Origin of the sequence: Moraxella sp. K127 (assembly GCF_015223095.1) — a bacterium.
GTDB lineage: Bacteria > Pseudomonadota > Gammaproteobacteria > Pseudomonadales > Moraxellaceae > Moraxella.
On the sequence record NZ_JADFBZ010000019.1, the window covers coordinates 1 to 26165 of the forward strand.

Consider the following 26165-nt stretch of genomic DNA (forward strand, 5'->3'; position numbering starts at 1 on the left):
CACCCAAAAATAAAGGGCGATTGATGTCGCCCTTTTTGATGTGTTTTTGTTTTAACCAATAATCCCAAAAAACTGCAATAAAAACAATCCTGCAAATCCCGCCAAAAAGGCAATGCCAAGCAGGGCGTAGATGTTCATCTTTGGGGTAAGTAGGTTTTCAGATTTTGCCAAAGAGTAGTTCAGATAAGCAAAAATCGGAGCGGAGACAAATGAGCTAATCATCGCAAATTTGAGCAGACTTGCCATTTGTCCTGCAAACACGTTAATCAAGATGAATCCACCGATAACCATGGCAGTCGTCCAGCGTATGACGTATTTTTCGGTAAGCTCGGTTGTGCCTGTTTTGATGAGCGACAGACTCTCGGCATTGGTACGCCCATAGCCGTCTGCACTCGTGATGACCGTGCCAAACATACACAAAAAAGCGATGAATGCCACGAGAATTTTTGACCAGTTGCCAATGGTCTCTGTGTACATATGTACAAGCTGACCGATGTAAGCTCCGCCTTTGGTGGCAATCTCTTCGCCTGTGCCGTACTGTACAAACACGCCAAGCGTCAAGAAAAACAACGCCAAAATCGCCGATGTAAAGTAGCCCACGTTAAAATCCACCACGCCTTGAAAATGGCTTGTGTGGTCGGTGCGAATTTTTTTGGATGTCCAGACGGATGTGATGACCGAGAATTCAAGCGGAGCAGGCATCCAGCCCATCAGAGCGATGATAAAGCCCAAAGACGCCAAATTCCAAGGCGACATCGGCACAAAATCAGAGGTGACTTCTTTGGGCGACATACCTGCGATAATAACCGCTGCAATGGTGGCAACCGTCAATGCTAGGATAATCCACTTTGAGATGTTATCCAAAACCTTATAATGCCCTGCAATGAGTAGCCCCCATGAGACCGTCATCACGATGATGGATAGAACAAGTGGATTTAGCTCAAAGGGCAAAATAAAGCCCAAAATGGTCGCACAGAGCAGGGCGACTGCCCCTGTGGTTATCACACCTGACACAACAGATAAGCCAAAAAATGCCCAAAGATAGGCTTTGGATTTTTTGGCATAACCTACCACAAGGCTGTCGCCTGTTTTGTAGGCGTATTCTGTACCAAAGCGGTAAAAGGGGTATTTAAAAAAGTTGGCAAGCACAATCATAATGGCAAGTTGCCAACCGTATAATGCCCCAGCTTGGGTGGACGATACAAGGTGCGAACCACCAATGGCGGCGGACGCCATAAGAATGCCTGGTCCGAAGGCCCTCCAAGTGAGTTTTTGTGTTTGTGTGTTGGTCTGTGGCGATATGCTTTGTTCGGCTGTTGTCATGTTTATTCTCAAATAAAAAAACTATCAATCAACAAAGATATAAAATATAGATAAATAAGATAACATAGTTTATACAGAATAAAAAGTGAAATATTTTTGAGATAGGTTGAATAAAATGGTGTTGTTTAGGCACTCTTCCCGATAGGTCAGGGGTGAAAAGTTTGCCCATCTACCATCAGTCAAAAACTTGCCCCATTTAGCGAGATATTTATAAAAATCAAATACTTGTATTTATAACACATGCATGACCTATCAAAATGTCTAGACAAATTTGCAAAACTTTTTTATAATCACAGTCCCACCCACACATTTTTAGGGACAATAATGAACATCGATTTTGACAACTTAGCCCGCCTTATCAAGCTGACCGAGACCGCCCAAATTCACTCGCTAGAAATCCAAGACGGCACACAAACCATCAAACTTACCAAATACCCATCTGATACGCCACCTGCTCCTGTTGGACACATCGCTCCTGTGCCAACAGCCGACACAGCCCCCACCAGAGCCACTCAAACACCCGACAATCCAAGTGCCAAACACACCATCACATCGCCCATGCTGGGGACATTTTATCGCAAATCCGCCCCCGATAGCCCAAATTTTGTGGAAGTGGGCGACACCATCAAGGCAGGCGACACCTTGTGTATTGTAGAAGCGATGAAAATCATGCACGAAGTCAAGGCGGACACCGATGGCGTGGTGGCTGAGATTTTGGTAGAAGAAGGTGACATGGTGGAATATGATGCACCATTGTTTGTCATCGATAACAAATAGACAACAAGGACAGTCCATGAACCCAACTCCCTTCAAAAAAATTCTCATCGCCAACCGTGGCGAGATTGCCCTAAGAATTATCCGTGCTTGCCGTGAGCTTGGCATTACATCGGTGCTTGTGCATTCTACTGCCGACAAGGACAGCTTGCCTGCCCGTCTTGCTGATGAGACGGTGTGTATTGGCAGTCATCTGCCCAAAGATAGCTATCTAAACCAGCGTGCCATCGTATCGGCAGCCGAGCTTTTGGGGGTGGACGCCATTCATCCTGGTTATGGGTTTTTGAGCGAAAATGCCGATTTTGCCGAATTTGTCAGCGAGCAGGGGTTTGTGTTTATTGGCCCTACCGCCCAAAATATCCGCATGATGGGCGATAAAGTCGCCGCCAAAAACACCATGATAGCCTCAGGCGTACCGTGCGTGCCAGGCTCTGATGGGGCGTTGCCTGATGATGACGAACAAATCATCAAAATCGCCCAAGATGTGGGACTACCTGTCATCATCAAAGCCGCTGGCGGTGGCGGTGGTCGTGGCATGAGAGTCGTTGAGAGTATGGACGAGCTATTGTCTGCGGTCGCCATGACCAAAAAAGAAGCAATGAGTGCCTTTGGTAATCCTGTGGTTTATATGGAGCGATACCTAAAAAACCCACGCCACATTGAAATTCAAGTCATCTCAGACACGCACGGCAACGCCATTCATCTGGGCGAGCGAGACTGCTCCATGCAACGCCGTCATCAGAAAGTCATCGAAGAAGCCCCTGCTCCCTTATATCAGCGATGACGAGCGTGCCAAAATCGGACAAGCGTGTGTCAAGGCGTGCCTTGATATGGGCTATCGTGCCCACCATCATCACCATCCAATCTGCCATCTGGGAATACATCAGAAAAGACAAAGACGGCCAAGACCTAAAAGTCACGCAAGACCGCCTAAAAATCAACTTTACAACCGAAAAAACAGAAAACCTAGAAACAGTGGATGTCATTTACAACATGAATGATGAACCTGTCAAAGAGGGGGCTGTGCTTTCAAACTTTGTGCCTATTTTGAACCTGATGGACAGCAACGGCAACCAAGGTTTTTCCTCAAAACGTGGGGTTGTGCCTAACAAAATTTGGAATGCTGAAAAAAAATCATGGGAAACAGTCAATGAGGAATATGACCATGATGAAAACATGATTAATAAACGCATCGGCGTGATTTTTTTCCAAAACTGGTATGTGAACGCAGAGAACGAACTCAAATCGAACACAAAAATCTATACAGTATATAGCGAAAAAGGTCGTCAAACAGGGGGCGACATCGCCATTGATAAGACCTATGAGCCTGATGACAACAAACACTTAAAAGAGCTGTGCCAAGAGGCTTTACAGGTTTCCTTGTCTCGTAAAGAAAAGGCTTTGGCCAAGCAAAAAGCCCAGTTCAAAGAACTGGAAAAGGCTAAAAAACCCCTGCCTAATGTACAATTAGGGTCGTACGACAACGCCAAAGAAGTGGATGAGGTAACGCCTAAGGCGGAAAAGTACGCCAAACCTGCATCTCATGATTGAAGTGGATTTAAGTGATGCGGACATTGAGCGAGAACTCAGTGGGGACAGCGACAGCTAATTAGGGTTCTCGCCTGCCAAAATCTACCAAAAAATAAGCCCATGAAACATCATGGGCTTATTTTTATTGGGCTATTTATCATCGTCATCCGTGGATGCGTTCGGTGCGTTGTTTTTGGTTAAAGGATTAGAGATGTCGGGCGTGCCTTTGTTATCAAAATAACGAGGGCAATCTTTACCTGTATCACAAGACCATTGAATATAAGGTTTGGGGTTGCTGTTAAAGTTGGTAAAGTCGGCAGGGCTTTAACGCCTGCTGGTGCTTTGGCTTGGTGTATTTCAAACAAAAAGAAATGCGATGATATCATTGATGATACTGTTGAAATTGTCTGCGATGTCTCAGGGGTTTGTACTGCTGAACGCAAAGACGACGATTACAATAACGACTCAAATTTATCAGACGAAAAATGTCTAATGTATTCAACTGATGGCGATTATTACTATGACTCATCTAAAGTGTTAAATGATGCCAAAGAACGAGTTCAAAAATCATCTGGCAAAACATTGATAATGTCACAGCGTGATATTATTGAACTCCAAAATAAATCTAAGTCTTTATTTAATTCTTCAAACTCTGGTGCTGGCTCTGACTACGTCAGATTATATTATAAGCAGGGTGATGAATATAAACAGCATACTGTATCAATCAAAGTTTCTTATAAGACGTTATCAAATGATAATTGCAATCCTGGCTCCGACAATGTCAATTCTGAAAAAAACCACAAACAGTTATCAAAAGATGAGCTAACAGCACTCGCTAAAAAAATCGCTGAAAAAATGGACGATGACGATATCAAAAACTACTACAACACAAAGTATGACGATATCATCATCAATAACAATCACTACTACGGCGATGAAATTAACAGAGAAACAAACATTGACAAGTATTGTGAGTCTAACGCTTGCAATGAAATATCAAAAGAAATTGAGCAAGACATCAAAGATAAAAAATATGACATTGACGACGTTAATGAAAAAAATTGCACTATGGAAGAAAACACAGGCAAATACATAGCTTGTAACATGACAATCAATAACGAAGAAGAAAACACCCAGACACCGCCCAAAGACGATACAGACACACCCAAAAAAGAAGATGATGACCCTTTAAGCTGTGATAGTTCCAAATTTCATAAAAAAATTTGTGAATGGATGGACTGGACACAAGATGACTTAGAAGTACCAGATGAAGACAAACCAAAGATTAAAGATTTATCAGATGATTTACAAATAGATAAAAATCGTGTTAATTTCGGTCGTGCTTGTCCCGTGGGCGATAATCTAGCTTTATCACTGCATGGGATTAGCATATCGCACCAAATTAGCTATCAGGGGCTTTGTGATGCGTTTACTACCATGCGTCCGTTCATCATTGGCATTGGTGGCATTATTTCTGTGATGATTATTGGGGGTCGCCGTGTCTAGTCTAGCCAATCTTATTTATAATGTCGGTGATAAACTCCTACAAGTTGGCATAAAAAAAGCCCTTGCCGGTGCCGGTCTTGGTCTTGCTACTTATGCCGGCGTATCAGAGATGTTAGATAAGATGATATCAGAAGCCAATGCCATGCTTGCAAGCGGTGACGGCAAAATTTTATCACTTATCGGCTTAACTGGCATTGATGTCGCTTTAAGCATGATTTTATCTGCGTGCGTGATTCGTGCAACGATTTCTACTTCATCAGTCTTTGTTACAAAACTTGACAAATAACCATTGGGACTACTTCGCATAATATATATTATGTTAAATAGTAAATATCGCACCACATTCAGTCAGCCCCATTTAAACACAGACATCCCCTGTCTGTCCCCTGTCTGTGTTTGGATTTTCCATAATAATTCATCATAATCCATCATTCCCAAATCTTATCAGGATTCATGATGTTTTTGGGGTCGATGGCAGATTTGATGGCTTTCATGACTGCCAAAGCACCACCATGCTCTTTTGCCATGTATTTACGTTTGCCTTGCCCCACGCCATGCTCGCCTGTACAGGTGCCATCCATATCAATGGCACGCTCGGCAAGACGTGATAGGATTTCTTTGGCGTGTATCACTTCACGCTCATCATCCATGTCCACCAATAACAGCACATGAAAATTGCCATCGCCCACATGACCCACCACAGGCCCTAACATGCCACGCATCTCTATGTCCTTGACCGTCTCAGTTACACACTCAGCAAGGCGTGAAATCGGCACGCACGCATCGGTAGATAGCCCGCTGGCAGTCGGGCGTAAAGCACGGCTGGCATGATAGGCGTTGTGGCGTGCCGTCCAAAGCTGTTTACGCTTACTCTCATCCGTATCCCACGCAAAATCCTGACCGTCAAAGTCAGCAATAATATCCCCGAACAGCTGTGCCTGTTCTGCCACGCCTGCATTAGTGCCGTGAAATTCCACCAGTAGCGTGGCGGTCTCTTTGAGCGACAGCCCAGAATAAGCGTTGCACGCCTTGATTTGTGTGGCGTCCAGCAGTTCGATACGAGCAATCGGCAAGCACATCTGTATCGTCGCCATCACCGCCTGACACGCCCTATCCACATCGGGAAAATGACAAATGCCACTGCCGATACACTCAGGCAAACCAAACAGCTTCACCGTAATCTCAGTCACTATCCCAAGCGTGCCTTCGGAGCCGATGATGAGCCGTGTCAAATCATAGCCTGCCGATGATTTTTTGGCACGACTGGCGGTGCGGATAATCTCACCATCAGGCATGACTACTTCAAGCGACAGCACCACATCTTTCATCGTGCCATAACGCACGGCATTGGTGCCACTGGCACGAGTCGCCACCATTCCACCAAGCGTGGCATTCGCCCCAGGGTCGATGGGGAAAAACAGCCCCGTGTCTTTTAGGTGTTGATTAAGAGCTTCTCGGGTCACGCCTGCCTGCACAGTGGCGGTCAAATCTTCACTATTGACCTGCAAAATCGCATCCATCTGACTCATGTCAATGCACAGCCCGCCATGCGGAGCATTTAACTGCCCTTCTAGTGACGAACCTATCCCAAAGGCGATAACAGGCATGCCGTGAGCATGGCAAATTTTGACTGCATCGGCAACGTCTTCTTTGGATGTGGCGGTCAGCACCGCATCGGCAGGTTCGTTATCTAACCATGTCATGGTAAGGCGATGTCGCACTGACTGCCATCGAACCGATAAAGCCGCCCAGTACCAACACCCCTATCCATGAAGATGTCCCCACGCCACCTAGAACCGCAGAAGAGCTTGATGCACTCATGGAGCCATCACTGGGCTTTCATATGGCAACCGTCAGACGTAACTTGCACGCAGACAGCACAGAAGAACATGTACCCCTGTCTGCTGACATGATTAAGCCCATTAATGACAGGCTTAGCAGAGTGGTTGACAGACACAAAAAAGACTTGAACAACCTAAACGGTGCGTCCAGTCTTTATTCGGATAATTACGAAGACTCACACAGTCCCGTGCCAACATCCGCAGGTGCATGGTATGGCAGTCGTGACCGAGACTACATGAAATTTGTCAAATCAGGCTGGGTGGCTGATTTGCAGCCCAGACCGAACTTTGCCACAAATACCATCCATAATGGCATGAACGGCTTTGTGTTTTATCAAGGCACCAATCCCGCCACCGCCCTACCCACCCAAACCATCACCTACAAAGGCACTTGGGATTTTATGACGGATGCCAAAAAAGGACGTAGCTCTGATGAGTTTCACAGCGAATACAAGAAAAATGCAGGGGCGGATTATAGTGCGTTTTCTTTTCATGAATCCACCAAAGATGATGCCAAATGGCGTGATGAAGGCAGAACAGGCGATGTAAGTCACACCAGCGTCTTTACCGTGGACTTTGCCAACAAAACCCTGACAGGCGAACTCTCTCGCCACAAAAGCAAGTCTGAGAAAGTCAAACGCTATGACATCAAAGCTGACATCAAAGACAATCGCTTTCGGGGCAGTGCCACAGCAAGCAACCCTAACGACCCATTTTTTAAATCCAACTCTAAAAGCTTAGAAGGCGGTTTTTTTGGGGAGCATGCCGAAGAACTTGCAGGCAAATTCTTAGCCGATGACAATTCTTTGTTTGCCGTGTTTGGGGCAAGACAACATAAAGACGGCAAATGGGATGACATCGACCCTACCGAAAAAGCCTTTGATGCGGTCAAGTTTGGCATTGATGAGCTTGACAAAAGCAGTCTTGATACCTTTGGCGATGCCACAAAATTGGTGATTAACGGCAGAAGTTTCTCACTACTGCCTGCTACAGGCACTGCTGACTTTATCCAAACCAACAAATACGACGTCAATGGCAAGAATTTGGTCATCAGTGCTTGCTGTGGCAACCTAAACCACGTCAAATTTGGCACTTACTTTTATGATGACAATGGCTCAAAATCAGACGCTTATCTATTCTTGACGGGCGAGCGGACGGCATTGTCAGAGATGCCAAAGGCAGGCGAGCTAGAATATCACGGCACATGGCAGGCTTATATCTTGACCAAAGATTCTTTGACGGGTGCGATTGATGCTGGCAAGGGTCAAAACGCCAGTCGGGCAGAATTTGGCGTTAATTTTGACAACAAAACGCTCAAAGGCACGCTATACGCTGGGGGTAGTGTCGCCCCTAGCATCATCATTGACAACGGGGTCATCAGTGGCAATGGCTTTACCGCCGATTTTAGAACTGGCGAGAAAGGTCTAAGCCTAGATAAAAGCTCAATGAGTGGTGCTGTGGCTCATCTGTCAGGTAAGGTTGATGGTGGTTTTTATGGTAAAAATGCCACAGAGCTTGGCGGGTCGTTTTATAGTGAACGTACCAGTAAAAAAGACGGGGTTGCTGGCGTTTTTGGTGCCAAACAACAGGTTAAAAAGTAACCGTTAGCATTTTTAAAATATATGATGAAATCTTGGCATGTCAGGCATTGGTGTGCCAAGATTTGGTTTTGATTTATTTAAAAATTATTAGGAAATATCATGTTATCATCTTATGTTATCTCACGTCCGACCACGCTACATTTGACGGTGCTGTCTGTCTTTTTGGGAATGGGCAACATGGCTTATGCCAACACCACAGAAAACCCAAGCACGCCCCACTCCGATGATGAGCCACACGTCGTCTTAGAGTCAGAAACCATTAAAATCGTACGCAAATTAGGACGTAAAAGCACCGAAGTGACAGGGCTGGGCAAAATCGTCAAATCTACAGATGACATCAACAAAGAACAAATCATGGGCATTCGTGACTTGACACGCTATGACCCTGGTATTGCCGTGGTTGAGCAAGGACGTGGGGCAAGTAGTGGCTACTCCATCCGTGGCGTGGATAAGAACCGTGTGGGTTTGCAAGTTGATGGGATTGTGCAGGTGCAATCCTACATCAACGATCTAAGCAACAAAGCCAATGGCGGTGCCATCAATGAGATAGAATATGAAAACGTCCGCTCCATTGAGCTCTCCAAAGGCTCAGCGTCATCTGAGTTCGGCTCTGGGGCATTGGGTGGGGCGGTGAGTTTTCGCACCAAAGACGTGGGCGACATCATCAAAGATGGCAAAGATTGGGGTGTCTCTACCAAGAGTGCATACAGCAGCAAAAACAACCAATTTGCCAATACCGTTGGACTGGCAGGACGTGCTGGCGGTTTTGAAGCACTTATCCAGTACACGCACCGCACAGGCGAAGAAACCAAGGTACACAAGGACGTGGCAGACCTGCCCCAAAGCCTTACCCGTGTGGGGGCTTTTACCGATTTGTACGAACTGCGGGGGTCGCCGTGGAACAACACAGGCAACACTGAGATTGTGAATAATCACAACTGGTTTATCCTACAAAATGAATGCCCGACACGAGACTGCACCCCAAAAATGCTCGCCAAACACACGCTGGACAACCCCTATACCATGCGTACCGACCCGCCCTACACGCCTGCCGAACAAGAAGCCTACGACAAGATGAAGCACATCACCGAAACCGTGAGTGCCAGCGACTACACAGGGGCGAATCGTATCATGGCAAACCCCATGGATTATAAATCCAAATCCTACCTTGCCAAAGTCGGCTATCGTTTTGATGATACGCATTATGTTGGCGGCGTATTTGAGAACACCAAGCAAGAGTCCGACATCCAAGACATGAGCCAAGAAGCCTACATCACGCCTGCGTTTCTTAAAAAATACATGAGTGGCACGCCTGCCATCCGTGGGGTGTATTATGGTGACAATCTACTATCAGGCTTGGTTGTGCCGATAGCCCCACATAACCTAAGTCTGGGCTATACCCGTGGTTTTTATTTTGATGAACATCACGACAAAAACCGCCATGGCATCAACTATCACTACACACCAAAGGCTCATGCGTGGATTGATGACTTGCGTCTTAGCTATGACCGTCAGAGCATCAAACTTGACACGCTAAGACGAGAGACCAGTTGTGCTGTTTATCCGACATTTGATGAAAATTGCCGAGCAGACATCACCAAGCCACTGTCAGGCTATCTGTCTGAGCGTAACACCTATAAAGAACAGCAGACGTGTTACAACTGTCCGCCCAAAAGAGCTTTAAATTTGCCAATACCGAGCATAGGGTTAATGTCTTGATGGGCATGGATAAGTTTGATTCTGCTCTAAGACGTGGCGATTGGTACTCCGAACAAGCCCAAACTAAGGTGACTAATCTGGGCGGTAAGGGCAAACAGGATGACCCTTATGTTTATCAGTTTGAGCCCACAACCATCCACACCGAGCATTTTTGTAAAGATGGGTTTAGCACCCAAGACTGTACCGACCGCAACATTACAGGGTACAACCATTTCTTTGCCATACGAGACCACATCCAACTGGGCGACAAAGTGGACTTGGGACTGGGCGTGCGTTATGACAGACACAAATTTGACTCCGATGATGATTTTGCTGCCACAGGCAAATACAGCAACTGGTCGTGGAACACGGGTCTGACCTTTCATGCCACAGACAACATCGCCCTATCCTATCGTCGCTCCAATGGGTTTAGGGTGCCAGCATTTTATGAGTTGTACGGCACTCGTGGAGCTTATGATGGCAGTAACGCTGTTAGTGTGGCAAGACAATACATCTCACAGCTTGACCCTGAAACATCATCCAATCAAGAATTTGGCATTGGTCTGACGGGCAATTTTGGATATCTTGAAGTAAGTCATTTTGATAACAAATATCGCAATCTCATCACTGTCGGCGAGAAAATCGGCAATGGCAGTGAACGCAATGACGGCTATCATAACCTACAAGACATCAGACTCTCAGGCATTAACGTGCTTGGCAAAATCGACTGGTATGGCGTTTGGGACAAACTGCCCGATGGTCTGTACACCACGTTGGCTTATAACAAAATCACTCCCAAAGAGCTAAGTATCAAAGAAGGCTACACCAAAGTGCGTACACCCATACTGGACACGCTCCAACCTGCTCGCTATGTGGCAGGGCTTGGCTATGATTCCCCTGATGATAAATGGGGCATCAATCTCATGGCAACTTACTCAAAAGCCAAAAATGCGGATGAATTACAAGGGGTAAGCACCTTTGGTATTGACCGAGCCATCGTGGCAACCCAAGGGGCAACAAAACGTTGGTACACCTATGATTTATCAGGTCATTATCATGTCAATGACAGCATGACTTTGCGGGCAGGCGTGTATAATCTGTTTAATCGCAAATACAGTACATGGGAGTCTGTCCGCCAATCTTCTATCAATGCTGTCAATCCAACCACAGGCAACACCGCCCGTTATGCCGCCCCAGGGCGTAACTTTAACGTAGCGTTAGAATTTAAATTCTAAATTCTAGCTTGTAGATATGCTTAATTTTTGTTAAAGTGTGCGATTAGTCGCACACTTGCCGTTTATGGGCATTTAATAAACCTTTGTGGACTTTCATGTATTTTATGCAAAAATTTCATCTCCCATCACGTTTAGCTCTCCTGCCTTTTATTGGCTTTTTTGGCATGGGCTTTGGCGTGAACATCGCCCACGCTGACGCTCTGACCAAACAAGACGACAGACGTATCCAAGACAGTCATCTACAAAGACAGGTAGAACAGCAGAATCTGCCCCCATTCTTGCCATCCATGGATGTCCCCATCATAGAATCTTCTGATGACAGCACCGTCTCGCTAAGTGCCGATGAGCTAAAAGAACATCCCCAGCTTATCGTGCGAGCCTTGATGGGCAGTCTCATCCAAAACCAAGCGGACAACGTGGCGTTTTTATTGCCCTATTATCAAGACCTGCCTAAGCATCAACGTGAGCCGATGATAGAGTATTGGGCAACAGGACTGGTTGCCGAACAAGTAGGCAAAAACAGCCAAGCCATCCATGCGTATGAACAAGCCCTAACTTATAATGAGCATGCTAGCCTGATTCGTCTGCGACTTGCCATGGTGCTGTTTTATGATAAACGCTTTGTCAATGCCGAGCAAAATTTTCATCAGCTTTTAGGCGAACCTGACATGCCCGATGAGCTAGCCACACTCATCAATGCACACCTACAAGCCATCCACGCCCAAGAGAAAATCCCCATCCAAGGCGGGGGTAACTTTTTGAATGATAAAAACATCAACAACGCCCCTGCCAGTCGTGATTTGGGTAGGGGCTGGGTGGCACCCGAGCCAGAGTCCGCCCAAGGCATTGGTCTTTATCTCAATGCCCACAAAAAATGGCTAAGACCCGATGGCTTTTATCATGAAGCCCGACTGGATAATAACGGCAAATATTATTGGGACAATAAACCCTACAACGAACTCACCAGTCGCTTATCCTTAGGCATGGGACATGCCAACGCCCATCATGACATCACGCTTTTGCCATTTAGTGAACATACGTTTTATGCAGGTGGAAGTAAAGACTCGGATGACTTAAAGCATTTTTCACAAAATAAGGGGCTGGCAGTCGAGTGGCAATATCGGTTTAACCCCCAATGGCAGAGCAGTATTTATGGCGAAGTTGCCAAACAGACCTACCACACACGCCCCCATCTAAACGGTATCGCTCGCAGTCTAAGTGCCAGTGCCATCTACTCGCCAAATGCCAAGCGGTATTGGCTGGTTGGTGTGGACGCTCATCGCACAGACGCTCGTGATGCCGATGATTCGTTCATCAGACGGGGTGTGCGGGCAGGCGTAGGACAGGAGTTTGACAATGGTTTTGGTGCTCGTCTTAATGTCGGCATGGCACATAAAGACTACCGTGGGGCAGGTTTTTTTGGTGAGATTCAGCACAACAAAGAATACACGCTTAGCACGTCTGTGTGGAACAACCATTGGCAAATGTTTGGTATCATGCCACGCTTGACATGGAGTTATCAAAAAGTGGACAGCAATCTACCCTTATACAAATACGATAAAAATCGTGTGTTTATCGAAGCAACAAAACGGTTTTAAGATTTTTTAAAGTGCATTTGAGATATTTTAAAAATAAGTCTAACTTTAAAACCAAAGTCATCCACACCAAAAAAATCCCTAACAAAACGGCAGGGATTTTTATCATGATTTAGCTCTTAAAATGAATTGCAAATGAGCATTGTGGCTTTTACTGCTTTTTCGCCCCATACGCCCCTTTGACTGCACCATCATCACTGGCAAAGACACCGCTAAGCTCTCTGGCGTTTTTGCCATAAAAAGCTCCTTCGGTGCGGATGTTGATTTTATCGTTTTGCTGAGTGCCCGAGAAGGTGTTGCCTTTGATGGTTGCTGATAGTTTTATCAATTCATTTGGCAAATCCACGCCTGCCACTGTACCCGTCAGAGTTTTTTGGTCAAAATTAACAGAGAACTTAGAGCCCGCACCGACCCTGATGCCATTGTCATGCACATAAAGTGATGAGCCATCATAGCTGACCACCCCTTTGGGCAGATCATCAACGCCAGTCTTAGTGCCTTGATGGAACAGATGCGTGGCTTTTGTTTCTTTGTCAAAGACATAGCCGTATTTGGCATTGCCCAGATGAGTGCCACTGACCATCAAGGTGTGGTTCTCATCGCTGGTATTTTGGATAAAGTTTTCGCTCGTCCCTGTGCTGGGTGCTAAGTTGTAACGCTTGCCATCTATAACCAACGTATTAATGTCGGCAAAGGTTAGCTGACTTAGCACAGGCTTGTTATCTTTGAAAGTGTAGCCTTGGGAGATGTTAGTGTCATCAACAGTATTGCTTGGGTTGCTTGGTGTGTCATCACCTGATTTTTTATCATTGCTATTGGTTGGCGGTGTGACAGGCTTGGGTGTGACTGATGGTGTGGTGTGGTTAGCGTGGTTACTGTGACCACCGCCACTACTACATGCACTGATGGTTAGGGTAGAAAGTAAAGCAAGTGTTAATAATGTCGTTTTTTTCATAAAATTACCGTTAAGGTTATGAGTGCAAAATACAAAAAGTCAAGAAAATAATCAAGACCTAGATGTCGGCACAATAAGGGCAGGTACGCCCAAATGATTCTTATAAAATATAAAATAATGCACTCTTGTTAAAAATACCCCACCCGATTGGGCGGGGCGGCATTATAACACATCTGTTCTTATAATTCAAAAAATTAATACCAATATTTTAAAAAAACAATGATTTTAAATTCATGTTTTTGGAACCTGCCGACCTGCCACCCAAAACCCTTGCAATCGGTTTTGCCCGATAAGATAAGACAAATCGGCAGGTCGGTCAATCTGCCACAACGCCACATCAGCATCCATACCTACCGCAATTTGCCCTTTGGTGTCTTGTAGCCCCAAGGCTTGGGATGCGTGAATGGTTGTTCCTGCCAGAGCTTCTTCGGGCGTTAAGCCAAACAGCGTACACGCCATGTTCATGGCAAGCAGTAGGCTTGTTGATGGCGATGTGCCAGGGTTGCAGTCGGTAGATACTGCCATCTTTACGCCATGTTGTCGCATGGCATCGATGGGGGGCAGTTTGGTTTCTTTTAGGACATAAAAGGCAGTCGGCAACAGCACGCCCACCGTACCATGTTTTGCCATCTTGACAATACTGTCGGTGGACAGATATTCAATGTGGTCAGCAGACAAGCCATCAAACTCTGCCACCAGTCCCGCTCCGCCCATATCGCTCATCTGCTCGGCATGAAGTTTGACAGGCAATCCTAGCGATTTGGCAACTTCAAAGAGCCTGCCCACTTGATGAGTGTCAAAGGCGATGGATTCACAAAACGCATCCACCGCATCCACCAAATTCTCATCATGCAACACTTTTAGCCACTCGCACGCCTGCTTGACATACTCGTCTGCTTGCCCTTGATATTCTGGCGGTAGGGCGTGTAGGGCAAGGTAGGTTTTTTTGACGGTAATGCCAAAGTCATCGCCCAATTTTTTGGCAACTTTGAGCATTTTGCGTTCGTTATCCAAGTCAAGCCCATAGCCCGACTTAATCTCAATCGTCCCCACGCCTTGACTTACAAGACTTCTAAAACGTGGCAAACTAAGCTCATACAAATCATCAAAATCCGCTTGTCTCGTGGCTTTCACAGTGGACAAAATCCCGCCACCTTGTTTGGCGATGTCTTTGTAATCCACGCCATTTAGACGCATCTCAAATTCATTACTGCGATTACCGCCATAGACCACATGGGTGTGGCAGTCCATCAAAGCAGGGGTTAGCCAGCCTTGTTTGGCATCAATTATCTTGTCAGCAGTTGCCGTGCCAATCTCGTCCATTGTGCCGACAAAGGCAATTTTGCCATCTTTGATGCCAACCGCACCGCCATGTATCGCCCCATATGGGGCGTCTTTGGTAAAGCCAAATGTATCGCTCATGGTGGCGATGTTGGCGTTGGTGATTAGGGTGTCAAATTGCATGGTTTTTTCCTTAGATATTGGGTTGATATTTATCAATAAGCTTTAAGTTTAATGTAATCCCAATCACACGCCATCAAGCAATGCCCGCTCCACACACACCGCAAGCAGTCGTGCCACGGTTTTTGCCCCACGGCTGTCAATGTCGTAAGTTGGGTTAAATTCAGCAAAATCCAAGACGTTGACTTTGCCTGTTTGAATGAGTTTTTCAAGCAAAAATTCCACCAAATCAAGCTCAATGCCCTTGGCATTTACCGCACTGACCGCAGGCATGACACCACTTGGCAGACAGTCCAAATCCACCGTAACATACAGCACATCAACACCCCGAGCAAAGCCATCAAGCCTTGCCCAAATCTCATCATAAGTCAAGCGATGGCAGTCGTCATCACTAACAACACCAACGCCCAAGGCACGGGCTTTGTCAAATAGACTTGCTGTATTACCAAAACGGCTAATGCCCACACAAAAATAATAAAACTCATCGCCCATCATATCAGCAATTTGCAAAAATGGCGTACCTGATGTGGCGTACTCGTCCGTTCGCAAGTCAAAATGGGCATCAAAATTGATAATACCAATCTTGGGTAAGTCCTTACTATTTGATTTTAGATACTCATACAACCCCAAAAAACTGCCATAAGCAATCTCATGCCCACCGCCAAGTCCCACCGCTAGGGCGTTGTTTTGTAGGGCGTGAGTGATGTGCGTGGCATAATGTTTTTGGGCGGATTCCAAACTGTCCTTAACGATGGTATCATTGTCATGACACACCACATCGCCACAGTCGCCCACCAAGTCGGACAAATTGGCGTATTTGTCCTGCACGTCTTTTGTGATGGGCAATTTGGCAAAAAACTCCCTAATGACAGGCGGAGCGGACTTTGCCCCCACTCTGCCCAAGTTTCGCCTTACCCCTTGATGGCAAGCAAAACCCACCAAGGCGATAGGCTGTCGGTCAAAGGCTTGCACGGCATTGTGCCAATACATCGCCCTATCGCTCTCAAAAGGGTCGGTGCGTCCTGTATAATGGGCAGGGTCAAAGGGGATATGGGTGGTGTGGATGTCGGTCATGGCTTTTAATTGGCTTAAAATGGTTAATTGGCTTAAAATGGATGGATAAAAATTAGGATATATCCAGCGAACTTGATATACTTGCTTAACTTCAAAATGTAGATTGGTGCAAAATGGGGTTAATTTGCTATATTTACCACAGCAAGATTTGTAAGGTGTGCCTTTTTATAAGGGCGAATTGCAATTCGCCCCTACGGGACAATCACGGATTTTGTATCATTTTTTAAAGCTCTTTGGGTGGATAGTTTACCTCTACAAAAATTGGCTAGATGCCTATGGAGCAAACACACCCCAACCATTACACATTGCTAAACCAGTTTTGGCGTAGCTCGTCCCAACCGTCAAGCAATTCGCCCGACAAGACAAGCTGTTTGGCACTTTCAATATCAGGGGCAAAGTAGCGGTCTTTGTCATAATGAGCAATGCTCGCATGCACTTTGGCATGAACGTCCGTTAGCACCTTATCGCTCTTGTAGCCCAAGTCCTCGCTGTGAATGTCCACGCCTTGGGCAGCAGCAAGCAGTTCAATGCCAACCACGACAGCGGTATTGTGTGCCATCTCAAACAATCTTCGCCCTGCATAGGTCGCCATTGAGACGTGGTCTTCTTGGTTGGCAGACGTTGGAATGCTGTCCACCGATGCAGGGTGGGCGTGTGATTTGTTTTCGCTAACCAAAGCGGCGGCGGTAACATGAGCAATCATAAAGCCAGAATTCACGCCTGCATTACGCACCAAAAACGCAGGCAGTCCTGACAAACTACTGTCAATAAGCAGAGCAATACGGCGTTCGCTCATTGAGCCAATCTCGCTGATGGCAAGTGCCAAGGTGTCGGCAGCAAAGGCGACAGGCTCGGCATGAAAATTACCGCCCGAGATGGCAACAGGCTCATCATCGCCAAAGATAAGCGGATTGTCGGTTACGGCATTGGCTTCGATGAGCAGTGTCTTACCTGCTTGATTGATAAGGTCAAGGCACGCTCCCATCACTTGGGGCTGACAGCGTAAGCAGTAGGGGTCTTGTACACGCAAATCCGCCTCGCCACGGTTTTTGCCCCTAAATCCGCTATGTTCAAGCAATGCCTTATAGGTCTTGCCAAGCTCAATCTGCCCATGATGTCCACGCACCTCGTGAATGCGTGGGTCAAAGGGCGAATCATTTCCACGAGCTGCCTCTACCGACAACGCCCCCGTTACGGTCGCACTTGCCAATAGGTCGCACGCCATAAAATAGCCACGAATGGCAAGGGCGGTGGACGTTTGGGTGCCGTTGATAAGTGCCAAACCCTCTTTGGCAGCAAGCGTGATGGGCGACAGTCCTGCCTTGGCAAGGGCATCTTTGGCGGACACACGCTCACCATGAACCAACACATCGCCCTCGCCCAAAATCGCAAGTGTCATGTGCGACAACGGGGCAAGGTCGCCTGATGCTCCCACCGAACCTTTGGCGGGAATGATGGGCGTGATGTCATGATTGATAAGGTTGATAAGTGCGTCCACCACTTCACGGCGAACACCCGACACCCCTTGCGATAGGCTTGACACTTTCATGGCAATGATAAGGCGAACCACGTCCGCAGGTAACGCCTCGCCTGTGCCAACCGAATGGCTTAGGATAAGATTTCTTTGCAAAAGTTCAAGCTCATCGTCGGGGATACGAGTCTTGGCAAGCAGTCCAAAGCCTGTATTGATGCCATAGGCAGGCTTATCACGAGCGATAATCGCTTGCACGGCTTGGTGCGACTTTTCGATGGCATCATAAGCCGATGAGTCAAGGCTGATGGTAACGGGGCTGTTGTAAATGGTACGCAACTGCCCAAAGGTGAGATGGCGTGGGGTTAGGGTAATGGTGGGTTTCATGAACTGTCCTTATTTAAATAAAATGAATAAACAAAAGATAAATTTGTCTATACAAATATAACAAGAAATTCCATCAAGTGCAAGCCCCAAAACAAAAAATTATCCCACAAAGTGTCTGCATTTATCGCTAGTCAAAAAATTTAAATTATGATATAAATACTTACAAAAATTAGGTAATTATAGTGAAAAAAAAGGGGCTTATCATGATTTATCTGTTTTCGTTTTTGATTTATGCCGTGGTTTTTGGGGCGGGGTTTTATTTGGTTAGAAAAAACCCTACCAAAGTCGAGCGATTAGTTGGGCGGATTTGCTTTATTGGGCTTATCCTGCAACTGTTTGTCAATTATCTGTTTTGGGGCAGTATGGCAAGTGCTTTCAACCCTTTGGCAGTCATGATAAGCCCTGAGCGGAGTGCGGTAAACTTGATGTTTTTGGCACTCATTAGCATTTTTTGTTATGCCAGTTTGCTTGTGGTTTTGTTTAAAGCGAACGATTTTTATAACGAATAAGTCATTTGCAATCGTCCCTTAAAATAAGTACAATGGCAATCATTTGCTTTTTTAAGGGACGCTCATGCCACGCAAAAAAACCACCGCCACCGACACACTCACCATTCTTCGCCAAAGTGCCGAACAAAAATACGCCCACGAACTTGACCGCCTAAAAGAATCCGACAAAGCCCCAAAACCCCAAGGCTGGCAACTGTCCGCCCATGCGGTACGCAAGTTTATTTTGGGCGATGATGAGCTTGGCATTAGCCAAAAATTCTATGGCGATGATGCCCTTGTGGACAGAAGTTTGGTAACGCTCATGGGCAAGCAAGGACTTATGCTCGTAGGCGAACCTGGCACTGCCAAATCCATGCTCTCTGAGCTTTTGAGTGCTGGCATCTCAGGCAACTCCAATCACACCGTACAAGGCACAGCAGGCACGACCGAAGACCACATCAAATATTCGTGGAATTATGCCCTGCTGCTGTCGCAAGGACCAAGCGAGAGTTCGCTTATCCCATCGCCCATCTATCACGCCATGAAACACGGCAAAATCGCCCGCTTTGAAGAGATTACCCGTTGCCCTGCCGAGATTCAAGACGTGATGATTTCTCTGTTGTCCGAAAAACGCATGATGATACCAGAAATGGGGCAAGATTATGCCCTAGAAGCCCAGATTGGCTTTAATGTCATCGCCACTGCCAACCTAAGAGACAGGGGCGTGCATGATATGTCGTCCGCCCTAAAAAGACGTTTTAATTTTGAAACTGTCAAAGCCATCAAAGACCGCCAATTTGAAATAGAACTTATCAACACCCAATTAAAACAAGAACTAAAAGACTTATATAAAGAAGTCAAAATTCATCAAAACGTCATTGAAATTTTGGTAACGGTATTTAATGAATTACGCACAGGACAAAGCCATGAGGGGGCAAGCCTAAAAACCCCCAATGCCGTAATGAGTAGTGCCGAAGCGGTAAATATCGCCCATAGTGCGTGTTTGCAGGCGATTTATTTGGGCAATGGCGAATTAAGTGCCAATCATATCGCCGAGCAATTGGCAGGCGTGGTATTTAAGGACAATAAAGACGATGCCAAAAAATTATCCTATTACTTAGACACGGTTGTCAAGGAGCGTGGCAAAAAAGACAAAGATTGGCAAGCGTTTTATCAAGGCAGTAAAGGATTTGAATAATTTATCCATTTAAATCTGTTTATTTAATTTATTAGGGCAATTATTTGCCCTAACCTTTATTTTTTATCCGCCAATCATTTGTCACGCCATGAAAAATACCCACTCTGCTTTATTACCAAAAACCACCCCAAAAAGACTGGTTCACGCCTTTGATTCGCTTGATTTTTTGGCAAACCAGAATATCCATTTTGCTCCCATTCGTCATCACAGCCCCATGTGCAGTTTTGCATTGATGGCATATATCAAAGCCCTTGCTCCCACGCATATTTTAATTGAAGCTCCTTATACTTTTGATGTACTAATTGATGATTTAACCACCCATCACACCAAACCTCCTGTTGCCATATTCGCCCAAGCGGTCGCCAAACAAAAAACAACAAACAAAAATAATCAAGAAGATGATGAACATACCGCCCCTACCATTCACTCTGCCTTTTTTCCTTTTTGTGAATATTCGCCCGAATGGATAGCCTTACAAGAAGGCAAAAAAATAAATAGCCAATGTCAATTTATTGATTTGGACTGGGCAAGCCAAAGTGAATTTGACAGCCAAGCCGACAAACAAACCCATCAAAAAAGCCTAATGCAAGAGCGGTATTTGGCACACAGCACCTATATCAAAACCCTTGCCAAAAAATTGCATTGCAAAGACCACGATGATTTATGGGAGCATTTATTTGAATTAAGACAGCCCAATACCCTATCGCCCAAAGATTTTTTTAATGATGTATTTACATGGTGTGCTCTTGCCAGATTGGATTATGAAGAAGAAGTGCTATATCAAGAAGGCTCACTTCACCGTGAATACTGCATGATTCAAAAGATATTGCCCCATATCAAAAATGATAACAAACTTTTGATTATTACAGGCGGATTTCATACCCTAAGTCTTATTGAAAACTTGCATAAGCATTTTAATAATACGCCCATTACCCCCTATGCCATAAATAGCACTTATGAAGAAAATTCATGGCTTATTCGTTATAGTTTTGATAGATTAAATGCCCTAAATGGCTATGCTTCTGGTATGCCATCGCCTGCCTATTATCAGTATTATTGGCAGTATTTATTATCCCATGCGGACGATAATAAAAACCAAGATACTTCTGATAATAACGATTTGGCGATACAGTATTTTTATGATTATGTGTCTTTATTATGCCACCATCTAAATGACAAACAAGCCTTGGAAATCAATCCCTTTATCGCCACAAAACATACGTTGGAGATTGCCACGGGATTATCCCTACTAAGGGGGCATTATTATCCAAGCCGTTATGATTTGATTGATGGCATAACAACTGCTCTTATCAAAGGCGACTTAGATGACGGTCAGGCGTATTTATGGCAAGTGGTTTTTGATTATCTAAGTGGCAATCAATTAGGACAAGTCGCCAAAACCCAAAAAAGCCCTGCTTTATTACAAAACACCCATGCAACCGCCCAAGCATTTCGTTTTAAACTAGACGATACACTAACCAAAACTCGCAAATTAGACACATATAGAAAACCCCTACATAGAAAGATTAGCCAGTTTTTGCATTTGTTGTTATTTTTGGAGGTTGGATTTGGGCAATTTGTCTCGGGGGCGGATTTTATTCGTGGGGTCAATTTGGATTTATTGTTTGAAGAATGGCAATATGCGTGGACACCCAGCGTTGAAGCACGATTGATTGAATTATCTGAAATGGGCAATGATTTATCCCAATTAGCAATCAATAAACTGCTCATTCAAAAACAAGCCTTACAAAAAGACGGGCAGTTACCATCAGCTCATCATACCGCCGAACTATTCGCCCAAGCGTGCAAAATGGGCTTGCATAAAGCCATCAATGAATTAACACACGAATTAACAACGCACCTAAATAACGACAGTAATTTGTCATCGCTCATTGGAGCAACTGGGCAGTTATTTTATTTATATCAAGCAAGACAACTGATTGACATAAATGGCGATGAATTAAAGGCAAATATCTTATTGGGCATTCGCCAAAGCTGTTATTATCTGCATACGCTGTATGATACCACGCCTGAGCATATGGATGATAATCTTGGTCGTATGATTGCCCTAAATAAACTTATCAAAAATACCGCCATTTATTTTGATATGCCTGATGATTATTTGCAACTGTTTTATCATAAATTATCACACGATGAATTTATGAAACTTGAACTGCATTCATTGGCAGGGGCATTACAAACGCTGGCGTATTTGGATAATAAAATTGATGACACGCAATTACAAAATGCCATTAACAAAGCCTTTGCCATTGGCACATTGCCTGCTGATTCTGTGGCGTATTTACAAGGGATGTTTCAAGTCGCTCCTGAATACTTTATCGGCTCGCCTGTGGCTATTGGGGCGTTGTATGAGCTTATCAAAAGCTGGGATAATGAGCTGTTTTTGAGCATATTGCCCGATTTGCGTTTTATATTTAGCACATTAACCCCACGCCAAAGCAAAGAGATTGCCAATATCATTGCCAAAAAGACTTTAATTGACGACAGTGATGAGCTTATTGCCGTGGATTTATCCATTAACCAAAATGATATGCTCTATGGCATTTCTCTTAATGAAAAAATGCGTTGCTTATTAAAAAATGACTTTTTATAATTAGGAAAAATAATGACAGACACCCCACACACCATATCAGACGACACCATCAACACAAGCGATTGTGATACTGCCGATTATGATAATGCCAGACGTTGGCGATTGATTCTTGGGCGATATGCCGATGACGCTTTGAATAATGCCAATTTATCCGCCGGTGAATTAAAATTGGAGCGGTGCTTGGATTATCTGTATCGCCACGAATATCAAAGACGAGGCATAAAACAAGGCAATCGCCAAAATGGTATTGGAGGCGGTTTGGAATCATCGCAACTGTCCGCCATCAATTGGCTCAACCAAAGTCGCAAGCTCTTTCCAAAATCAACCTTTGAGCGTATGCAAAATCACGCCCTAGAACGCTATCAGATGACGGATATTCTAAAAAAAGCAGAAAACATCAAAGCACTAGAACCCAATCCTGCCACTGCCAAAGCCTTATTATCACTTCGGGGTCATCTTAATCAAGAAACCAAAGAAGCCATTAAAGAGCTAATTGGCAAAGTCGTGCAAGAGATTATGCAAAAAATACGCCCAAACTTTATTCAAGAGTTATCAGGCAGACGTAACCGTTTTTCTTATTCGCTTATCAAACACTCCCAAAATTTTGATTATAAAAAAACCATTCGTCATAATCTAAAAAACTACAATCCCGATAGTGGACAGCTCATTATAGAACGCACTTTTTTTAATAGCCGTGTACAAAAACACCTTGAATGGGAAGTGATATTATGCGTTGACCAAAGTGGCTCGATGTCTGATTCTATCATGTATGCGTCTGTTTGTGCCAGCATATTGGCAAGTCTGCCATCTGTGGCAACGCATTTGGTGGTATTTGATACCCAAGTTGTGGATTTGTCGCATATGGCACACGACCCTGTGGAGGTGCTATTAACCATTCAATTGGGCGGGGGTACGCTTATTGGACAAGCCATTGATTATTGTGCCAAAAAAATAACCAACCCACGCCGAAGTATTTTGATTGTGATTAGTGATTTTGAAGAAGGTGGTTCATTGGCTCATCTTTATAAATCCATCTCAAAACTCAATGAACAAGGCACAAAATTATTAGGGCTTGCCGCTTTGGATAATAATGCCAATCCCTGCTATGACCCTTATGTGGCAAATGAATTATCAAGTCGTGGTATGAATATTGGGGCAATGACACCTGAGCATTTGGCAACATGGCTTGGCGATGTGATGAATTGATTGTTAGAATAAGGAAACCCCATGAGCATTTATTTAAGTTATGATGATGACACCTTAGCCACATTTGCCAATATGGGGCTTGTCAGACGTGCCAAAAAAACCATTGATGATGTGGTATGTGTTGATATAGATACCATGACTTTTGAGACAGAAAGTTTTGTGGTGCAACTGTCCAATGACGGCATTCAAAAAGCCACTTGCACCTGTCCAAGTCATGAGTGTTGTAAGCATATTTTGGCAAGTATTTTATTTTTTCAAAAAAATTACGCCAATCTTGATACCAAAGACAATAACAAAGATAACGACAAAGACAACAATAACACCAAAAAAGATAATACTGACAATAATACCAAAAATAGCAAACCTAAGCAAAAAACCACCGATAAAAAAACCCCAACAGAGTCATTATCCGCCTTACAAGACTTATTAACGCTTGACCCTATTTTATTACAAAAATCCGTCAAAAAATCTGAGCGAATACTAGCCCATACGCTTTATGATGATTTAATAAAAGACAATGTCGTATCCGTTATAGAGACAAATAACAAACTTACCATCACATTAACCCATCTTGATACGTCCGTTTATTATTTTAATGGATTGTCATTGTCAGGTATGGTATCACAATTACCCGACAAACAAAAAACCGCCTATCATCTGGCAATCATTGCAAGTTTGTTTACCATGAATAACGCCCCTTGGCAATGGACAGATGATGTCAATATCGTGATACAAGCCAGTTTTGAATTAAGCGATGATGAATTGGCATTTATCAAAGAATTAAAACAGCTTTGTATCAATTTTTTGAAACAAGGCATATCACACATAGCCAAAGAATCTGTGCTGTCTTTGCATTTATTTAACCTACAAGCACGCACTCATCAAATGCCACGCCTTGCTGGTATCATTCGCCGAGTATATGGAGCGATGATGGATTTATTAACTGATGACATTCATATCAAAGAAAGCATGATATTCGATGAACTTGCTTTTTTATATCATTATCTACAAAGTTTTATTAACAGCCATCACGCCAAAAATCAAGAACAGATTGACAAACTTCGTGGCAAAGTCATCAAAGACTATGACGAGATTGGCATTAACAAACTTATTCCTTTGGGCGGTACATGGTGGCAAAACAAAACAGGGGCTAGGGGGGTGGATTTTTGTTTTTGGGATTGCGACAACAATGAATTAAAAAGCGTTACCAATGGACGTGCCAATGCCCTAGATACCACTTTTACCAGTCATTCTGCCTATCAAACGGGCATTTGGGGAGCGTCCATTGACTATCTAAGTCGGCATATCATCAGCCTAACTCATGCCAAAATAGCCGATAATGGCACACTTAGTCCAAGTGAGCTGACCCGTTATCGTGAACTTGGCGAATTAAAATCCTTATCCGTTCAAGCCTTTTTGGATAATGCCAAAGGTATAGATGATTGGCAAGAGATAATTGGGCTAATTCGTCCTGATTCACGGCTTTTTTTGACTTATCCCAATTATCTGTTATTGCACCCCAGCGATGTTAGCGAGATAGAACTTGATGAGATTAACCAGCAGTTTTTTTGTCAAATCAGCGATAAAAACAACCGCCAATTAACCCTAACGTTGCCTGTATCGCCTTTGTTTGAAAAAAGACTAAAAAACTTTGGCTTTTGGGCAAAGTTTCATCAGATTGTGTCGATATTAACCAAAGTACAAATACAAGACAATGAAGCAAGTTTTTTGCCTGTGGCATTAATCATCAGCGAGCCGTCTGGTATTTATGTGTTTAATTTGGATTTTGATTATGTGCCTTATGCCAAACAAAAACAAAAATACCTAGATAATTTATCAGGCAGAATTGCCAATCTATTAGCACAAAAACAAAAATCTCGTCATACGCCCATTAACAGCGACAATTTGACAATCGCTGTTAATCAGACCTTATCCATCATCAATTTTTATGCCAATACAGGTCGCCATATTAGTCAAGATGACAAAGACACCTTAACATCGCTTGGGGTGTATTTTTACAATATGGGCATAGATATTATCCATCACGCCATAAAAGATATGTGCCAGCATGATGGCAATAAGGACAAATTATTAAGACTTCGGTATTTGATTGGACTGTTGCAATTACAACGTTTGGCATTACCGATTGTTGATGGCGAGAGTGATTACGAGAGCGATTAAAGATATTGTTAATGAGTCATATCTATG

At 44.4% G+C, this 26165-nt stretch carries 17 protein-coding genes and 3 pseudogenes; 13 read left to right on the forward strand and 7 right to left on the reverse strand.

Features of this window, described 5'->3' with window-relative positions; translation table 11 throughout:
- Positions 1-51: 51 nt before the first annotated feature.
- On the reverse strand, positions 52-1323 hold the full coding sequence (locus IM753_RS05715) for an NRAMP family divalent metal transporter (protein WP_065256983.1): 1272 nt from the start codon (positions 1321-1323) through the stop codon (positions 52-54).
- Positions 1324-1647: 324 nt separating this feature from the next.
- On the opposite strand from IM753_RS05715, the gene accB reads away from it, so the two are divergent.
- From accB to IM753_RS05740, 5 genes and pseudogenes are all read left to right on the forward strand, one after another.
- Positions 1648-2100: an acetyl-CoA carboxylase biotin carboxyl carrier protein gene (gene accB / locus IM753_RS05720; protein ID WP_062499750.1), complete on the forward strand. Its 453-nt coding sequence runs from the start codon at positions 1648-1650 to the stop codon at positions 2098-2100.
- A 16-nt stretch (positions 2101-2116) separates the two neighbouring features.
- Positions 2117-2939 (forward strand): annotated as a pseudogene (locus IM753_RS05725) (biotin carboxylase N-terminal domain-containing protein); the annotation flags it as partial.
- Entirely contained in the window at positions 2878-3648 is a 771-nt protein-coding gene (locus tag IM753_RS05730) for a hypothetical protein (protein ID WP_227713083.1), read from the forward strand. The pseudogene IM753_RS05725 and the gene IM753_RS05730, both read left to right, overlap by 62 nt.
- A gap of 252 nt (positions 3649-3900) precedes the next feature.
- Positions 3901-5133, forward strand: coding sequence for a virulence factor TspB C-terminal domain-related protein (locus IM753_RS05735; RefSeq protein WP_194108865.1), 1233 nt, complete (start codon positions 3901-3903; stop codon positions 5131-5133).
- Positions 5126-5419, forward strand: a complete 294-nt coding sequence (locus IM753_RS05740) for a DUF2523 family protein (RefSeq protein WP_065256986.1) — start codon at positions 5126-5128, stop codon at positions 5417-5419. Before IM753_RS05735 ends, IM753_RS05740 begins: the two co-directional genes overlap by 8 nt.
- A gap of 142 nt (positions 5420-5561) precedes the next feature.
- Here IM753_RS05740 and IM753_RS05745 read toward each other — a convergent pair.
- A pseudogene (locus IM753_RS05745) lies at positions 5562-6851 on the reverse strand (FAD-binding oxidoreductase); the annotation flags it as partial.
- Positions 6820-6954 carry a hypothetical protein gene (locus IM753_RS13295; RefSeq protein WP_255518646.1) on the reverse strand — a complete coding sequence of 45 codons (135 nt, stop codon included), beginning with the start codon at positions 6952-6954 and terminating at the stop codon, positions 6820-6822. The gene IM753_RS13295 and the pseudogene IM753_RS05745, both read right to left, overlap by 32 nt.
- Between IM753_RS13295 and IM753_RS05750 the strand changes: the two genes are divergently transcribed.
- The 3 genes and pseudogenes from IM753_RS05750 to IM753_RS05765 all read left to right on the forward strand — a co-directional run bounded on the left by IM753_RS05750 (position 6953) and on the right by IM753_RS05765 (position 13106).
- On the forward strand, positions 6953-8575 hold the full coding sequence (locus tag IM753_RS05750) for a transferrin-binding protein-like solute binding protein (RefSeq protein ID WP_194108867.1): 1623 nt from the start codon (positions 6953-6955) through the stop codon (positions 8573-8575). The two genes, IM753_RS13295 and IM753_RS05750, sit on opposite strands and share 2 nt — an antisense overlap.
- Before the next feature lie 177 nt (positions 8576-8752).
- A pseudogene (locus tag IM753_RS12970) lies at positions 8753-11508 on the forward strand (lactoferrin/transferrin family TonB-dependent receptor).
- 104 nt (positions 11509-11612) lie between these two features.
- Positions 11613-13106, forward strand: a complete 1494-nt coding sequence (locus tag IM753_RS05765; protein ID WP_172823664.1) for a surface lipoprotein assembly modifier — start codon at positions 11613-11615, stop codon at positions 13104-13106.
- Between the two features lie 148 nt (positions 13107-13254).
- Here IM753_RS05765 and IM753_RS05770 read toward each other — a convergent pair whose 3' ends face one another.
- The 4 genes from IM753_RS05770 to hutH form a co-directional block, all read right to left on the reverse strand.
- A complete protein-coding gene (locus IM753_RS05770; protein WP_194108868.1) occupies positions 13255-14058 on the reverse strand; it encodes a transferrin-binding protein-like solute binding protein in 804 nt (267 codons plus the stop codon).
- A gap of 231 nt (positions 14059-14289) precedes the next feature.
- Positions 14290-15522, reverse strand: coding sequence for an imidazolonepropionase (hutI, locus tag IM753_RS05775; RefSeq protein ID WP_194108869.1), 1233 nt, complete (start codon positions 15520-15522; stop codon positions 14290-14292).
- Positions 15523-15585: 63 nt separating this feature from the next.
- The gene (gene hutG, locus IM753_RS05780) at positions 15586-16593 is read right to left on the reverse strand and encodes a formimidoylglutamase (protein ID WP_194108870.1); all 1008 of its coding nucleotides are present in this window, start codon (positions 16591-16593) and stop codon (positions 15586-15588) included.
- A 298-nt stretch (positions 16594-16891) separates the two neighbouring features.
- Positions 16892-18451, reverse strand: coding sequence for a histidine ammonia-lyase (hutH, locus tag IM753_RS05785; RefSeq protein ID WP_194108871.1), 1560 nt, complete (start codon positions 18449-18451; stop codon positions 16892-16894).
- Positions 18452-18654: 203 nt separating this feature from the next.
- Between hutH and IM753_RS05790 the strand changes: the two genes are divergently transcribed.
- From IM753_RS05790 to IM753_RS05810, 5 genes are all read left to right on the forward strand, one after another.
- Positions 18655-18960: a hypothetical protein gene (locus IM753_RS05790; protein WP_065256995.1), complete on the forward strand. Its 306-nt coding sequence runs from the start codon at positions 18655-18657 to the stop codon at positions 18958-18960.
- Between the two features lie 64 nt (positions 18961-19024).
- Positions 19025-20137: an AAA family ATPase gene (locus tag IM753_RS05795; protein WP_065256996.1), complete on the forward strand. Its 1113-nt coding sequence runs from the start codon at positions 19025-19027 to the stop codon at positions 20135-20137.
- A gap of 88 nt (positions 20138-20225) precedes the next feature.
- A complete protein-coding gene (locus IM753_RS05800) occupies positions 20226-22751 on the forward strand; it encodes a DUF5682 family protein (RefSeq protein ID WP_194108872.1) in 2526 nt (841 codons plus the stop codon).
- A 12-nt stretch (positions 22752-22763) separates the two neighbouring features.
- Complete coding sequence (locus tag IM753_RS05805) at positions 22764-23957, forward strand: VWA domain-containing protein (RefSeq protein ID WP_194108873.1); 1194 nt, start codon at positions 22764-22766, stop codon at positions 23955-23957.
- A 21-nt stretch (positions 23958-23978) separates the two neighbouring features.
- Positions 23979-26138: an SWIM zinc finger family protein gene (locus IM753_RS05810; protein ID WP_065256998.1), complete on the forward strand. Its 2160-nt coding sequence runs from the start codon at positions 23979-23981 to the stop codon at positions 26136-26138.
- Positions 26139-26165: the final 27 nt, after the last annotated feature.

Excerpts from the sequence above, each read along its gene's own strand:
- IM753_RS05715 (WP_065256983.1), bottom strand. The coding sequence starts at position 1,323 with ATGACAACAGCCGAACAAAGCATATCGCCACAGACCAACACACAAACA.
- accB (WP_062499750.1), top strand. The coding sequence starts at position 1,648 with ATGAACATCGATTTTGACAACTTAGCCCGCCTTATCAAGCTGACCGAG.
- IM753_RS05730 (WP_227713083.1), top strand. The coding sequence starts at position 2,878 with ATGACGAGCGTGCCAAAATCGGACAAGCGTGTGTCAAGGCGTGCCTTG.
- IM753_RS05750 (WP_194108867.1), top strand. The coding sequence starts at position 6,953 with ATGGAGCCATCACTGGGCTTTCATATGGCAACCGTCAGACGTAACTTG.
- IM753_RS13295 (WP_255518646.1), bottom strand. The coding sequence starts at position 6,954 with ATGAGTGCATCAAGCTCTTCTGCGGTTCTAGGTGGCGTGGGGACATCT.
- IM753_RS05765 (WP_172823664.1), top strand. The coding sequence starts at position 11,613 with ATGCAAAAATTTCATCTCCCATCACGTTTAGCTCTCCTGCCTTTTATT.
- IM753_RS05770 (WP_194108868.1), bottom strand. The coding sequence starts at position 14,058 with ATGAAAAAAACGACATTATTAACACTTGCTTTACTTTCTACCCTAACC.
- hutI (WP_194108869.1), bottom strand. The coding sequence starts at position 15,522 with ATGCAATTTGACACCCTAATCACCAACGCCAACATCGCCACCATGAGC.
- hutG (WP_194108870.1), bottom strand. The coding sequence starts at position 16,593 with ATGACCGACATCCACACCACCCATATCCCCTTTGACCCTGCCCATTAT.
- hutH (WP_194108871.1), bottom strand. The coding sequence starts at position 18,451 with ATGAAACCCACCATTACCCTAACCCCACGCCATCTCACCTTTGGGCAG.
- IM753_RS05790 (WP_065256995.1), top strand. The coding sequence starts at position 18,655 with ATGATTTATCTGTTTTCGTTTTTGATTTATGCCGTGGTTTTTGGGGCG.
- IM753_RS05795 (WP_065256996.1), top strand. The coding sequence starts at position 19,025 with ATGCCACGCAAAAAAACCACCGCCACCGACACACTCACCATTCTTCGC.
- IM753_RS05800 (WP_194108872.1), top strand. The coding sequence starts at position 20,226 with ATGAAAAATACCCACTCTGCTTTATTACCAAAAACCACCCCAAAAAGA.
- IM753_RS05805 (WP_194108873.1), top strand. The coding sequence starts at position 22,764 with ATGACAGACACCCCACACACCATATCAGACGACACCATCAACACAAGC.
- IM753_RS05810 (WP_065256998.1), top strand. The coding sequence starts at position 23,979 with ATGAGCATTTATTTAAGTTATGATGATGACACCTTAGCCACATTTGCC.